The organism is Kribbella sp. VKM Ac-2568 (assembly GCF_004345365.1).
Taxonomy (GTDB): Bacteria; Actinomycetota; Actinomycetes; order Propionibacteriales; family Kribbellaceae; genus Kribbella; species Kribbella orskensis.
In genome coordinates this window covers 385,338-399,759 of record NZ_SLVF01000005.1, presented here as the reverse complement: position 1 = coordinate 399,759, position 14,422 = coordinate 385,338, and the positions used below count along the sequence as shown (strand labels likewise).

At 65.9% G+C, this 14,422-nt stretch carries 8 protein-coding genes; 7 read left to right on the top strand and 1 reads right to left on the bottom strand.

What is annotated here, in order from left to right:
• Positions 1 to 1,302 precede the first annotated feature (1,302 nt).
• The 3 genes from EV648_RS16410 (at position 1,303) to EV648_RS16400 (ending at position 5,509) form a co-directional block, all read left to right on the top strand.
• Entirely contained in the window at positions 1,303 to 1,704 is a 402-nt protein-coding gene (locus EV648_RS16410) for a response regulator (RefSeq protein ID WP_199234647.1), read from the top strand.
• Positions 1,701 to 2,372 (top strand): response regulator transcription factor, encoded by a 672-nt coding sequence (locus EV648_RS16405; RefSeq protein ID WP_132291556.1) that lies wholly within the window; start codon positions 1,701 to 1,703, stop codon positions 2,370 to 2,372. The genes EV648_RS16410 and EV648_RS16405 overlap by 4 nt, the downstream gene beginning before the upstream one ends.
• Before the next feature lie 65 nt (positions 2,373 to 2,437).
• Positions 2,438 to 5,509 (top strand): LuxR family transcriptional regulator, encoded by a 3,072-nt coding sequence (locus EV648_RS16400; protein WP_199234646.1) that lies wholly within the window; start codon positions 2,438 to 2,440, stop codon positions 5,507 to 5,509.
• A gap of 677 nt (positions 5,510 to 6,186) precedes the next feature.
• Here EV648_RS16400 and EV648_RS16395 read toward each other — a convergent pair.
• Positions 6,187 to 8,007 carry a glycoside hydrolase family 15 protein gene (locus EV648_RS16395; RefSeq protein ID WP_132291553.1) on the bottom strand — a complete coding sequence of 607 codons (1,821 nt, stop codon included), beginning with the start codon at positions 8,005 to 8,007 and terminating at the stop codon, positions 6,187 to 6,189.
• A 229-nt stretch (positions 8,008 to 8,236) separates the two neighbouring features.
• Between EV648_RS16395 and EV648_RS16390 the strand changes: the two genes are divergently transcribed.
• The 4 genes from EV648_RS16390 to EV648_RS16370 all read left to right on the top strand — a co-directional run bounded on the left by EV648_RS16390 (position 8,237) and on the right by EV648_RS16370 (position 14,178).
• Positions 8,237 to 9,442 (top strand): epoxide hydrolase family protein, encoded by a 1,206-nt coding sequence (locus EV648_RS16390; RefSeq protein ID WP_132291550.1) that lies wholly within the window; start codon positions 8,237 to 8,239, stop codon positions 9,440 to 9,442.
• A gap of 483 nt (positions 9,443 to 9,925) precedes the next feature.
• On the top strand, positions 9,926 to 10,945 hold the full coding sequence (locus EV648_RS16380; protein WP_132291547.1) for a redoxin domain-containing protein: 1,020 nt from the start codon (positions 9,926 to 9,928) through the stop codon (positions 10,943 to 10,945).
• Between the two features lie 405 nt (positions 10,946 to 11,350).
• On the top strand, positions 11,351 to 11,893 hold the full coding sequence (locus EV648_RS16375) for a sigma-70 family RNA polymerase sigma factor (protein ID WP_132291544.1): 543 nt from the start codon (positions 11,351 to 11,353) through the stop codon (positions 11,891 to 11,893).
• A gap of 209 nt (positions 11,894 to 12,102) precedes the next feature.
• On the top strand, positions 12,103 to 14,178 hold the full coding sequence (locus tag EV648_RS16370; protein ID WP_132291541.1) for a N,N-dimethylformamidase beta subunit family domain-containing protein: 2,076 nt from the start codon (positions 12,103 to 12,105) through the stop codon (positions 14,176 to 14,178).
• Positions 14,179 to 14,422 lie beyond the last annotated feature (244 nt).

The window sequence follows — 14,422 nt, the reverse complement described above, 5'->3', positions numbered from 1 at the left end:
GCGAGATCGTCAGCCTGCAGCGCCGGCGAGCGGTGGCACGTGGGGTCGTCACGCCTGGTCACCCTCCCATAACAGCGGTCTGTGCTTCGGGAACCTCACTGCGCGGGAGCCGCCAGTGATGGCAGCATGCTCGAGCTCAGCGACACATCGAGGGAGGTGGAGCGTCTGGCCCACCTCCACGGGCGACGCGTCGATGTACGACGGCGTTCGCGATATCGCCCGCCCGTTTCCGTACATCAACATGGCCGTGGTGCATCTCGGCGGGACGACCCTTCCGGGAGGGCTGGTGGTCCATGGAGGGCGGCCAGGGCGCCGACCTGCTCGAGGTGATTCGCCCACGAGTCGCGGTGCCATCCACGCACATGGCGGCGTCGAGGCGGAGATGGTCGCCAAGAAGGTCACTGCGTTGTCGGGGGACTTCGTTCACGTGGAGAGCGGAGTGTTCGTAGAGGTAGACGCGAGTCAACATTTCACCTCGTTCAGGCTGGCGACCCTCGACCTGTATCCCGACGGCACCCAGCTTGGCTTCGACCTGACCGAGTACAAGAGCCTGTGCCGGGTGGGCGCCGAAGTTGGACCGCTATCGGCGAGACAAGACCGCCGTCGGTTTCGGCCCTCGGGGCCGACAAAGGCAGCGTGGTACAGCGAGGCGGTCCGTGACCTGGTGACACCTGCGGTGGCGCACCCCGCCGGTCATCCGTGTTGCTGCGCCGGATCGGGACGGGTTCGCGGCGTACGCGAGAGTCCGCGCCCGCCCGCAAACTCTTGCGATCGCCCGGAAACGCGCGCAGTCTGGAGTGGTCCTGTTCCAGCGGGCAGGATCCAACCGCAACCGAATACGGTCACCGCAGCAGCGTTGCCAACGCTCCGACGGGCGACCACCGAGGAGGGGTCCGCGTCTGCGGAATAAAGACCGACGCTGGTATTGCATCGACCCTAACGCAGAACCGCGATAGAGCCTCGGCTTCGTGCGCCATAGTCGTCATCACGGCGACGGCACGGGAGGACTCGATGTGAGGTCGGCATGGATGTGGTCGAGTCTGGGGCGTGATCGCCGCACACAGCACACCGAGCGTTCGTTGAGGTAGGACGCGCGCAGCGCTTCGAGGATGTGCCCCAGGGCTTGGTATGAGGCGCCGTTCTCAACGGCGTGTGTATCGGGCTGGCGGACAGCCGCTCCATCATCGAGAGACATCGTGGCCGTCTCTGGGCGGAGCTGAACATGGCCCAGGCGCCACCTCTCGTTCTCCATCTCCAGCGATCCAGACAGCGTTACGGACGTGGCATGATGATAGGGCGCCCATGATGAACATCAGCCAAGCACTGGTTTCGATCGTCGATGACGATGAGTCGGTGCGCGAGTCTCTGCCGGATCTGTTGCGCCAATGTGGCTTTGCCACCGAGGCGTTTTCGTCCGCCGAGGAGTTTCTCGGGTCGGACCTCGTCAGCGAAACGAGCTGTCTTCTCCTAGACGTCGCGATGCCTGGAATGTCGGGCCCCGAAGTCCAACAGGAGCTGACAAGGTTGCGGCAGACGATTCCAATTGTGTTCATCACTGCCAGCGGAGACAGGAACCTGCGTCCGCGCCTGCTCGCGCGGGGGGCAGTGGAGTGCCTGTTCAAGCCGTTCAGCGAGGCAGCCCTGCTGGAGGCGGTGGGAGCCGCACTCCGCCGGCCGCATTTTGGGCCGGAAGGTGCGACATGAGCTCACCGGGCGGAGCAGGTACCGAATCAAGAACGGCAATGACCGCGCGTGTGACCCCTGTTGTGTTCGTTGTAGACGACGATGTGTCAGTACGGGAATCGGTGGAGCTGCTGATTCGCTCGGCCGGCTGGCATCCAGAGACCTTCGCGTCGGCGGAGGACTTTCTGGCGCGTTCGCGCATCGATGGTCCGAGCTGCCTGGTGCTCGATGTGACACTTCCCAACCTCAACGGTCTCGATCTCCAGAAACGCATTACTGATCGACCAGATATGCCAATCATCTTCATCACAGGTTATGGAGACGTGCCGACGACGGTGCGGGCAATGAAGGCCGGTGCAGCCGAATTCTTAACAAAGCCGCTCGCCGATGAAGTGTTACGGCAGGCCATCACGCAAGCTATTGATCGCAGCCGCGCCCACTTGGCCCAAGTTGTCGAACTGCGTGAAATCAGGCATCGTCACGAATCACTGACACCACGCCAACGGGAAATCATGGAGTTGGTCGTTTCCGGCCTGTTGAATAAGCAGATCGGAGCAGAGCTCGGTATCAGTGAGATCACAGTGAAGGCCCATCGAGGCCAGGTTATGCGCAAGATGCGGGTTGATTCACTCGCCGATCTGGTGAGGGTTGCCACTGCGCTCGACGTGCCGCTCGTCGCGCACGACTGATACCAAGGTGTCGCCCAACACCATCGTCCAATAGACGTGCTCATGCAGACGCGTACTCTCGATTTATGGGTCAGGTCAAGCCGATCCCAGCATGTATGATCGAGAAAGCGCCAGGTGCTGCCGAGATGCCTGCACATGAGGGTGACAACGCGGAGCGCGCGCGTCGTGCGAATGACAAGCAAATAGCCAGCTGTCGTTCCGTCGAAGCAGCGCCACAGAATTCCGAGCTAGTGGCGCCGCCCGAGCAGAATGTGTTTGCCCAATTCCGTGGACATCTTGTCCGCAGCAATACGCTGATTCAGTACCCGCTCCCGGCGCACACATCGAGCCGTGGTGATACCCGGGCAGCGGGTCCGGCGGACGCCATTTCGAATGGTCATCGTGCGCCAGCTCTCCTGGGTCGCCGCCGCGAGTGCCGGACCGTCGACCAACTGCTGGAGAGTGTGCGGGCGGGTCGGAGCGGGGTGCTGATCTTGCGTGGCGAGTCCGGAGTCGGCAAGTCGGCGCTGTTGGAGTACCTGGCGGGAATGGCATCGGGATGTCGCGTCGCGCGAGCGGCGGGCGTCGAGTCCGAGATGACGCTTGCATATGCAGGTCTGCATCAGATTTGCGGCCCGGTGCTTGATCTCCGGGAGCGCCTGCCCGCCCCGCAGCGCGATGCACTCGCGACGGCGTTCGGCCTGCGCACGGGACCGGCACCCGATCCCTTTGTCGTCGGTCTGGCCGTACTCGGTCTGCTGTCTGAGATCGCTAGGGAGCGTCCGCTCGTCTGTGTGGTCGACGATGCACAGTGGTTGGACACTGCGTCAGCGCTGGCTCTCGCGTTCGTTTCGCGCCGCCTGCTGATGAATTCGATCGGTTTGGTCTTTGCGGTGCCCGAGTCCTGGGAGTTGCGGGAGTTCTCGGGCTTTCCGGAGCTGGCGATCAGCGGCCTGAATGCGGGGGATGCTGGGGCGCTACTGGAGTCGGTCCTTGCCGGACGGCTGGACGACCGGGTGCGTGACCGCATCGTTTGCGAGTCACGCGGCATCCCGCTCACTCTGCTCAAGTTGGCATATCGTGTGACGCCGGCGGATCTAGCGGGCGGGTTTGCGCTTCCCGACGTCATGCCGTCGGTGAACCGAATCGAGCAGACTTTCTTGCGAAGGCTTGCGTTGCTTCCCGTAGAATCTCGACGCCTCTTGCTACTCGCTGCGACGGAATCACGCGGCGACGTGAGCTTGTTGTGGCGTGCGGCGGGGCGGCTCGGGCTTGGACCTGATGCGGCTGTGCCGGCGCAGGCTGCGGGATTGGTCGATATCGGCGTCCACGTCCAGTTCAGTCATCCTTTGTTGCGCTCGGCGGTCTACCGCGGCGCGTCTGTGCCCGACCGCCGGGAGGCGCATCGGGTGCTGGCCGAGGTGACAGACCTAGCTACCGACGCCGACCACCGAGCATGGCACCGGGCGCACGCGGCGGATGCACCGGACGAAGACGTCGCCGCAGAACTGGAGCGCTCGGCCGGCTTGGCTGCGGCTCATGGCGGCGTCGCGGCGGCTGCCGCATTCCTAGGAAAGGCGACCGAATTGACACCGGATCCTGCCCGCCGAGCGCAGCGTGCGCTCAAGGCCGCACAGGCCAAACTGCAGGCAGCAGGGTTCGGACAGGCGATCTCGATGCTTGCTACCGCGGAGGCTGGACCGCTCGATGAACTCCTGTACGCGAGGGTCGATCTCACGCGTGCGCACATTGCGTTTGCCCAAGGCCGTTGTAGTGAGGCCTCTCCACTGCTGCTGACTGCGGCACGCACGCTCGAGCGGCACGATGTTGGGCTCGCCCGAGAGGCCTATCTGGATGCACTCAAGGCTGCGATGTGTGCCGGGCACCTGGCGAACGGCCCGAGCCTGTTTGAGGTCGCACAGGCAGCTCGCGCGGCGCCAACGCCGCCCCGGGCGCATAAGGGAGACCTGCTCTTGGATGCCCTGGCCGCGCGGCTGATAGACGGGGACGTGGCCGCGGTGAATCTCTCGAAACGCGCCATACAAGCGTTTTGCGATGAGGACTGCTCCATCCAGGAAGGGCTGCGCCTGCTCTGGTTGACGTCCGCCACTGCCGTGGATCTGTGGGACGACGGGCGCTGGGATAGCTTCTCCGCCCGCCGCGTAGAGATTGCCCGCGAGGCTGGCGCAATCAGCGAGCTGCCCGCCGCGCTCACCTCTCGCATCTACGTTCATCTGTTCGCAGGCAAGCTCGCGGAGGCTTCGTCGCTGGTGCGGGAGGCACAGTCGGTCACGGAGGCTACCGGGGGCAATCTCGTGCCCTACGGCGCGATTGGACTCGCTGCCTGGCAGGGTCGCGAGGATGACGTCCATACGCTGATCGATGCCACCATGAGCGAGGCTGTGGCCCGTGGCGAGGGAATCGGCGTGACCCTCATCCACTGGGCGAGTGCGCTACTCTTCAACTCGCTGTGCCGGTACGAGGATGCGCTGGCGGCGGCCTGGGAGGTGGTGAAGTACCCACGGGCATTTGTCCCGCCAGGCTGGGTCTCGATCGAGCTGATCGAGGCGGCCGTACGGAGCGGGGCGACCGAGCTGGCGACTGACGTAGTCGAGCGGCTGTCCGAGACGACTGGCGCGAGCGGAACGGACTGGGCGCTGGGCGTCGAAGCCCGATCACGCGCGCTGGTGAGCGACACGGATGCAGCGGAACCTCTCTATCGCGAGGCTATCGAACGGCTCGACCGCACGCTCATCCGCGTTGATCTCGCTCGCGCATGTCTGCTCTACGGGGAGTGGCTCCGCCGGGAAGGTCGGCGCGTCGACGCACGTGAGCAGCTACATAGGGCCTACAACATGTTCGCCATGATCGGCATGGAGGCGTTCGCAGAGCGCGCACGCCGTGAACTGATCGCAACAGGTGAGAAGGTGCCCAAGCGCGGCGTCGAGACGCGGGGCCAGCTAACTCCGCAGGAGGAGCAGATAACCCGTCTCGTGCGGAATGGCCTGTCGAATCCGGAGATCGGAGCGCAGCTCTTCATCAGTTGCCGCACGGTCGAGTGGCACCTGCGCAACGTGTTCAGCAAGCTCAGTATCAGCTCTCGCAAGCAGCTTCGTATGGCCCTGTCCGAGGGCAAGCTCCCCTTCGCGAGCGCGTAGCCGTGGCCGTCGTTGGCGAGGAGCTTGCAGCCGAGGTAGTGGCGGCCAGAGGTCTATTCTTCGTGTGCTCGGCAGCACCGCGCCGCGGATCCGGATAATCGAATTCTGGTCAGGACGGTCCCGACGACGTTGGTCGTCCTGCGGATGTCTCGGTCGGCCGTTCCGCTTCACGCTGACCTCGGACCAGGGCTCGGAGATGCCCGGCCACGTCCGGACCACGCCACTCTTCCGCGACGGTGTGTTATTCGTCCATGCTGGCAAACCGTGGCAGCGCCCGACCAACGAGAACTCCGACGACCTGCTGCGCCAGTACCTCCCTACGGGCAGCGCCCTCGAGCAGCTCCCTTGGACCTGCGCCACGTCGAGCGGCCGCTGAACAATCGACCTGGCAAGCCGTTGCAGTGGGCAACGCCAGCTCAGATTCTTCAACGGAGCAAGCCTTAGCCTGACCGAAATGTGTTGCGACCCAGCTCGAAGTCGCCCTGGAACCCGCTGCCGCCTGGGGGTCAGTTTCACCTGCTGGTGAAACCTGTCCCGGCACGCGGGCGCACCGCGCGGACGCTTCACGTGACGACGCAACGGCGACCGTGAGCAGCCAACCCAGAGTGCCACCCAGGGAGCCGACTCGGGGTTCCAACGGGCGCGCCGTGCACTCGTGACGACCAGACTTCGTGTCATCACCAACCCACCACGGCTCCGCAAACCCCGGCCCACCCGTCGGTCGAAGCATCGGCCGCGGTGAGGGTAAGGGCGGTGGTGATCAGGCCTGCATGGCTGAAGGCCTGCGGGGTGTTGCCGAGGTGCCGCCCGGTGGCCGGGTCGTACTCCTCGCTGAGGAGGCCGACGTCGTTGCGAAGGGAGAGGAGGCGTTCGAACAGGTCGATCGCCTCGCCGGTGCGGCCGATGCTGTGGAGCGCGTCTGCGAGCCAGAACGAGGTGGCCAGGAAAGTGCCCTCGCTACCAGGAACGCCATCCACATTGGGGCTGCCGTCGGCAACGGCATACCGCAGGACGAGGCCGTGATCGGTTAGGTCCTGCTGGATCGCGTCGACCGTGGCGATCATGCGCTCGTCGTTCCACCGCAGGAAGCCGTAGCGAGGCATCAGCAGGACGGCAGCGTCGAGTCGTGAGGATCCGTAGGACTGGGTGAAGGCGTTGCGACGTGGATGGTAGCCGCGCTCGGTGATCTCTCGGGCGATGGTGCGACGCAATCTCCTGAGTCGATCGAGACGGGCAGACCACCCGTACTGCTCGAGGGTCCGGACAGCTCGGTCGACACCGACCCAGGCCAGGAGCTTGGAGTGAACGAAGTGGCGCCGGGGACCTCTGACCTCCCAGAGCCCGTGGTCCGGGTCTCGCCAGTGGGTTTCGATGTTGTCGAGCAGGGCGCGTTCGAGCTTCTCCTGCCCGGCTGCGTCCGGTAGGCCGGCGGTGCGGGCCGCGAAGAGAGTGTCGAGGACTTCGCCCCAGACGTCGTTCTGTTGTTGGGTTGCTGCCGCGTTGCCTACCCGGACCGGTGCGGAGTGGGCGTGACCGGGGAGCCAGTCGAGTGTCTGTTCGGGGAGCTCGGCGGTGCCGTCGACGGCGTACATGATCTGCGGGTCGCAGGGATCGTCGATGACCGTGCGGATCAGCCAGTCGCGCCAGGCCGCGGCTTCTTCGAGGTAGCCGGTGGCGAGGAAGGCGCGCAGGGTAAAGGTGGCATCGCGCAGCCACGAGTACCGGTAGTCCCAGTTGCGGGACCCGCCGAGTTGCTCGGGCAGTGACGTGGTCGCGGCGGCCAGGATGCTGCCGGTTGGCGCGTACGTGAGCGCCTTGAGCATGATCAGCGACTGCGTGACCTCCGCCTCCCAGGGTCCTGTGTAAGTCGACCGACCCGTCCATTCGGTCCAGAACGCGACGGTCTCAGCCAGCGCGGCGTCGACGGTCGGGGTCGGCTCCCGAGGGCTATCGCCAGCGGCGTAGCTCAAGCTGAACGCGATCCGCTGGCCCGCTGAGACGATGAAGTCGCCGCTCCAGGAAGCGTCATCCTGATTCAGATCGAGGTCAGTCTCGAGCCATAGCTCGTCATCGCCGGAGTTCGCGACCAGGTGTCCGTCGGCGGCGTACAAGGTTGGGCTGTATTTGCCGTAGCCCATCCGTGGCGCGAGGTGGGTATGCATCCGAACCGTGCCGGCCAGGCCGTCCACGATCCGCACCACCATCGGCACCGGAGAGTTCGGGACCATCAGATCAGTGACGCCGACCGTGCCGTCGGGGGTGGTCCATCGGGTTTCCAGGACGAGAGTGCCGGTGCGATAGCGACGTCGTACGGACCGTGCCCGGTCGGTGGGGGCGAGGCTCCATCGGCCGTGCCGGGCGTCGCCGAGGAGCGCCGAACAGACAGCTGGCGAGTCGAACCGCGGCAGGCACAGCCAGTCGATCTCGCCGTCGAGGCTGACCAGCGCAGCCGTCCGCAGATCCCCGATCAGGGCGTAGTCCTCAATGCGCCGAGTCATGGTCGTCCCCTTGCTCCGGGCCGTGCTCTTGTCCCCAAGGTCGGTGACAGGGGCGCACGCTCGCGCCCGGGCGAGGTACTGGTCGGGACCACGGGATCGGCTCGCGGGGTACCGGGGCACGCCGATCCCAGGGAGCTGACCCAGGGAGTCGTACTGGGGCGGAGGTGCGGCCGGGGGAGCGAGGCTTCGAGTCATCACCCCACTCACCGCCCCCGACAGAGGAGATGTCATGGCTATCACCACCGAACATCCGGCGACCGGCACAGCGGTCCGGCCGTTCAGGATCGAGACCCCCGAGGCGGATCTCGAAGACCTGAAGGCCCGCATTCTGGCCACTCGCTGGCCGGAGAAGGAGACCGTCGACGACCTGTCCCAGGGCACTCCGCTGGCGACCGTCCAGGCGCTGGCGCAGTACTGGGCGACCGAATACGACTGGCGCAAGTGCGAGGCGCGGATCAACTCGTATCCGCACTTCCTGACTGAGATCGACGGCCTGGATGTCCACTTCCTCCACATCCGTTCGCCGCACGAGGACGCGCTGCCGCTGCTGGCCTGCCATGGCTGGCCGGGGTCGATCGTCGAGCAGCTGAAGATCATCGAGCCGCTGACCAACCCGACCGCGCACGGCGGCCAGGCATCGGACGCCTTCCACGTGGTGATCCCGTCGATGCCGGGCTACGGCTACTCCGGCAAACCGACCGCCACCGGCTGGGATCCTGTGCACATCGCGAGTGCCTGGACGGAGCTGATGGAGCGTCTGGGATACGACCGCTACGTCGCCACGGGCGGCGATTGGGGCGGACAAATCGTTGATCTGATGGGTGCACAGGCAGCTCCGGGGTTGGTCGGCATCCACACCAACTTCCCGGGTGCTGTCCGGGACGACGTATCCGCGGCGGTCTTCTCGGCCAGCCCGCCGCCTGCTGGTCTTGACGCCGACGAAACACGCCTCTACGAGAAACTGCGGGACTTCTGGGCGACAGACGTGTTTTATGCGCTGGAGATGGCGACCCACCCGCAGTCGCTGTACGGAATTGCGGATTCGCCGGTAGGCCTGGCCGGTTGGATCCTCGACCACGACGCGACCAGTTTGGCACTGATCGCCCGGGTCTTCGACGGACAGTCCGAAGGCCTTACCCGAGACGACGTGCTCGACAACATCACCCACTACTGGTTGACGAACACAGGGATCTCTTCGGGACGTCTCTACTGGGAAAACAAGGCGTCCTTCTTCGGTCCGAAGGGGGTCTCCGTCCCCGTCGCGGTGAGCATCTTCCCGGGCGAGCTCTATCAGGCGCCGCGGAGTTGGGCAGAGCAGGCCTACCCCAACCTCATCCACTACAACGAGGTCGACAAAGGCGGGCATTTCGCGGCCTGGGAGCAACCAGACCTGTTCGTCAACGAGGTTCGCGTGGGCTTGCGATCGCTGCACTAGGCCAACGTTCTCGAACCCACAGCGGCGGCCAGGGCGATCCCGGACCAGCGCCTTGGCCGCACCCTCATCCCGGGTGGGTGACCGAGCCGCGCACGGTCCAGAGGGTCACCTCGGCCTCGCTTAGTCGTCCCGGATCTGTTCCACCCTTCATCCGCTTCGCGGTCAAAGGCATCAAGCTCCCTGTCGCCGTGAGCGTGTTCCCGAACGAGATCTACCAAGCCCCGCGGAGCTGGGCAGTGAAGGCATATCCCAAACTCCTGCGCTACAGCAAGCTCCCCGTTGGCGGCCACTTCGCAGCCTGGGAACAGCCGAAACTGTTCTCCGAGGAACTTCGCGCAAGCTTCCGATCACTGCGCTAGCTGACCGCGTTCCGAAGGTCCGCGGTTGCGCCTCGCTCGGCGGGCGACCGACCGGCTCAGACCGAGTCGGCCGCCCCGCCGGTCGCACGGCGACGTCGTACTCCAGTCATAGGAATGGCAAGTCATGAAAGCACAATCTGCAAAGCCCCGCAGGCCCCAACCGGCCCTCATCAGGCTCACGGTCCAGGGTGAACTGCCGTCCTTCGCCGGTGCGACCGGATGGCTCAACTCACCACCGCTGACGGAGGTCCGCCTGCGAGGGAAGGTGGTCCTCGTCAACTTCTGGACCTACACCTGCATCAACTGGCTACGCCAGCTTCCCTATCTCCGTGCATGGGCCGCCAAGTACGCGGACCAGGGGCTGATCGTAGTCGGCGTACACACCCCCGAGTTCGGATTCGAGGCAGACGTAGACAACGTCGTCCGGGCCGTGCGGGAGATGAAGATCGAGTACCCAGTTGCGATCGACAGCGACTACGCGGTGTGGACCGCCTTCAGTAATCACTACTGGCCGGCTCTCTACTTCGCAGATGTCGACGGGCTGATCCGGCAGCGCCACTTCGGCGAGGGCAAGTACGAGCTGTCGGAGCAAGTCATCCAGCAACTGCTCGCCGAGGCGGGGTCCACCAACACGGGCCGGGAGCTGGCGACGGTCGACGCACGTGGTGCCGAGGCGCCGGCTGACTGGGGCAGCCTGAGATCGCCAGAGACATACCTCGGCTTCGCACGCACTCAGGGCTTCTTGTCCGCTGGTCGCGTGGCGCCGGGCATGCCTCACATCTACACCGCCCCTACGGCGCTGGAACTCAATCACTGGGCTCTGTCAGGGGAGTGGACGATGACGGAACAGGCCACCGCCCTGAACGCCGCGAACGGGAGCATCGTCAGCCGCTTCCACGCCCGCGATCTTCACCTGGTCATGGGACCGGCGGAACCGGCAACGTCCGTACGCTTCCGTGTGCTCATCGACGGGCAACCGCCCGGAGCGGCGCGCGGGGTCGATGTCGACGAACAAGGCAACGGAACGGCCACCGAACAGCGGCTGTACCAACTCGTTCGCCAGCGCGATCAGATCACAGACCGCACCTTCGAGATCACCTTCCTCGACCCTCATGTCGAGGTCTACGCATTCACCTTCGGCTAGACCAGGGAGGTCCGGCCATGTCTCACCAAGGCTCAGACGAAGCTGAGCAAGCGAGCACGACCTACGCACAAGGAGCCACAGGCCCCCAGCGATGACGGGTACGGGTTTGGTTCGGTCGGCGGGTGATCGCCGAACTCGTCGCCGAGCCCGCGGCTGCGGACCAGTACGCCGCAGCAATGGATCGGCGCTCAGGTGGGCTGCGGATCACCAACGACCCCTGCCCGACGCGCACCCTGATCCATCCAGGGAGCAAGGCCGCTGCTCACCCGACCAGGGCACCTGCCGGTCGCCCACCGCTGTTCTCCTGCGGCCGGAGCCCAGCAGACCGGTGGGCGGGCGTTCCGACTCCCCTCAGCGCCCGCCCGCCGTTCCACCAAGCCAGCCACAGAACTCGGAAGTCCCGCCATGGAGAACTGCAGCAGCAACGCACCCAACGCCTGCTCGGCCGACTCGACCTGGGACGAGGTGGCTCGCACTCACTCCGCACGCGTCTATCGCCATGCCTACCGTCTCACCGGCAACCGGCCCGACGCCGAGGACCTCACCCAAGAGGTCTTCGTCCGAGTGTTCCGCAACCTGCCCAACTACACTCCCGGAAGCTTTGAGGGCTGGTTGTACCGCATCACTGTCAACCTGTTCCTCGACCGGGTCCGACGCCGCCGCGGTGTCCGGCTCGTACCACTCGCCGACACCTTGCAAGCTTTCGCGGGACCGCCCCCCGACCAAGACATCGAGGACCGCACGTTCGAACCCGACGTACGGTCCGCTCTGGACGCTCTCCCTCCCGGCTATCTGGCAGCTATCGTGCTCCACGACGTCGACGGCCTGACCTATGAGGAGATCGCGGCGCTGCTCTGCATCAAGTACGGCACGGTCGCCAGCCGCTTGCACCGCGCCCGCGCACAGCTACGCACCGCCCTAGCCCACCGGACTCGCACCGCACCATAGAGACACTGCGGTTGCATCCGACATCACCGTCCCCGGCCGCGGCACCATCGATGGTCAGGGAGCCCTGATGCGCAAGGACAGTAGCCACCTCAAACATCGGCTGGTCCCTGTCGGTACGCGCGCGGCGGCACCCTCGAGGGCGTGATCGGCCGCGACTCCGGCTCGTAGGCGGATGCCCAGCCGTTGCGGGCACGATCCGCGAGATCACCATGGCGATTCCTGCCGGGACGACCGGGCGGGTGACGTCGATCAACGGCACCGTTAGTTCGGTCACGAGCACCGTGCTGCGTTGGCGTCCGGCCAAGATCATCAACGTCGCCGTCGGTGCCCGGCTCGCGATCCCGATGTACGGGTTGAAGCTGCCCGCCGGCGGCCCGTGGACGCTGGGATTCAAGGCGATCGGAACGGCAGGACAGGTGCTGACGTCCGGCGCCGGCGTCCTGCAGCCCTTGCGTACCTACACACCGCAGGTGGCGATCAAGGCGACCAACCCGATCCCCGCACAGACGACGAACCTGGTGTATCAGGCCACTGTCACTCGCGCCGGCGCCCTGGCTGCCGTTCGCATGCAGTTGCCGACCGGCGCCATCGGCAAGTACACCACCATCAACGGCACCCTCAGCGTCGCCGGCAGTTACGTGACCTGGAAGCCGAAGGCGCCGATCAGCGTCCAGCCCGGCGCACGCCTCGGGATTCCGGTCAACGGTGTCGTGCTGTCCAAGTACGGCGGCACGATGAGCATGACCGTGTCCGCGACGACCTCGACCGGTGTCGTCCTGACCGCCGGCTCCGCGAGCGTGCCGTTCATCGCGCCGCCCGCCCCGATGCCGGCGCTCGCCGCAACCGAGTTCGCGGGGATTCCGGACGGGTGCCCCGACAGTTGGCCGACGACGTCCGCTGAGAACGCCAAGGCCGGCACGGCCGACTGGGTCATCCCGCAGACCATGAACGGCTCGTTGGCTGCCTACCTGACCGAGGTGTCGGCCAGCTGCGGTGACACTGTGGATCTGAAGGTCACCTCGGGCAATCCGGTGAGCGTTGTCGCCTACCGGATGGGGTACTACGCCGGCCTCGGGGGGCGGGAGGTCTGGCGACAGGACGACGTACCGACCGTGGTTCAGGACAAGCCGGTCACCGGCGGTACGTCGGCCGACGGCAAAGCCCTGCGGATGACGTCGGCGGCACACTGGACCAAGACGTTGAGCATCGCGGTGGACAAGGACTGGGTCCCGGGCACGTATCTGATCAAGGTCAGCGACGGGACGTCTGCGTCGTACGCGCCGCTGACGGTCAGGGACGACACCGGCACGAAGCACGACCTGTTGATCCAGCAGGCGAACGCGACCTGGCAGGCGTACAACAGCTACGGCGGCGTGAGCTTCTACAGCGGAGTGGACACCGGCTCCGGCCGGCTGACCTTCGACCCTCCGTACAACGAGGGGCAGGGCTCCGGGCAGTACCTCTCGCTCGAGCAGGGGCTGGTGTTCTGGGCCGAGTCGAAGGGGCTGGACGTCACCTACTGGACCGACAACGACCTGAACCAGTTCGGCGGTCAACTGCCGTCACGGGCCGGGACGATCTTCCTGCCCGGGCACGACGAGTATTACTCGTTGCGGATGCGCGCCGCGCTCAGCCAGGCCATCGCCCGCGGCGTCAACGTCGCCAACCTCGGCGCGAACGCGGCCTACCGCCGGATCACCTTCACCGACGACAGCCGGCGGGCGTGGGACATCGACCGATACACCGATGGGTACAACTCCACGACCTGGCGGTACCAGGGCGATGCGTACTCGTCGCAGGCGCTGCTGGGTGCGGACTACTTCTGTCCGTTGCCGGGCAACACCCTGACCACTGGGACCGGCTGGATGTTCGACGGCGTCCCCGCCGGCACCCAGCTGCCAGGATTCATCGCCGGAGAGGTCGACTTCGTCTGGCCGAACCTCTACAAGCACCCTGGGCTGACCACGCTGGTCAGCAGCACCGGAACGTGCCGCTCGAGCGGCAAGGTGACTCCCGTGCACGTGACCGCCTACACCGCACCGTCGGGCGCCCGGGTGATGAACGGGTCCACCTTCGCCTACGGCTGCTTCCTGGTACGACGCTGCCCGACGAACTGGACCGTGCCCGCGCCCGACGAAGCCTCACAGCAGGCGGTCGCGACGATGGTCGGCAACGTCACGGAATGGGTCTCTCGGGGCACCGTCGACCTACCAGCCGACACCGTGGCGGCCAAGGTCCGAGTCGCAGTACCGAAGTACAAGCTGGAGACGACAACGCAGCCCTGACCCACGCTCGCGTTGCTTGGGGCGGCCGCGGCGCAGCAGCGTCGTGGCCGCCGGCTCGATGCCCTGCAGACTCGACTCCCGCGACCCGCGCCGGCTGACCCGGGGACCGCGGCTACGGCTTCCGCGCCCCTGGGTGCCTTGGTCAGCCCAAGAATGACGGTTGCTTTGGGCATCGTTCATCCCAGCACCATAGGTGCCTCGCGAGCGTGATTGCGCCTGCTCTGGCGTCGGGTCGTAGCTCCTG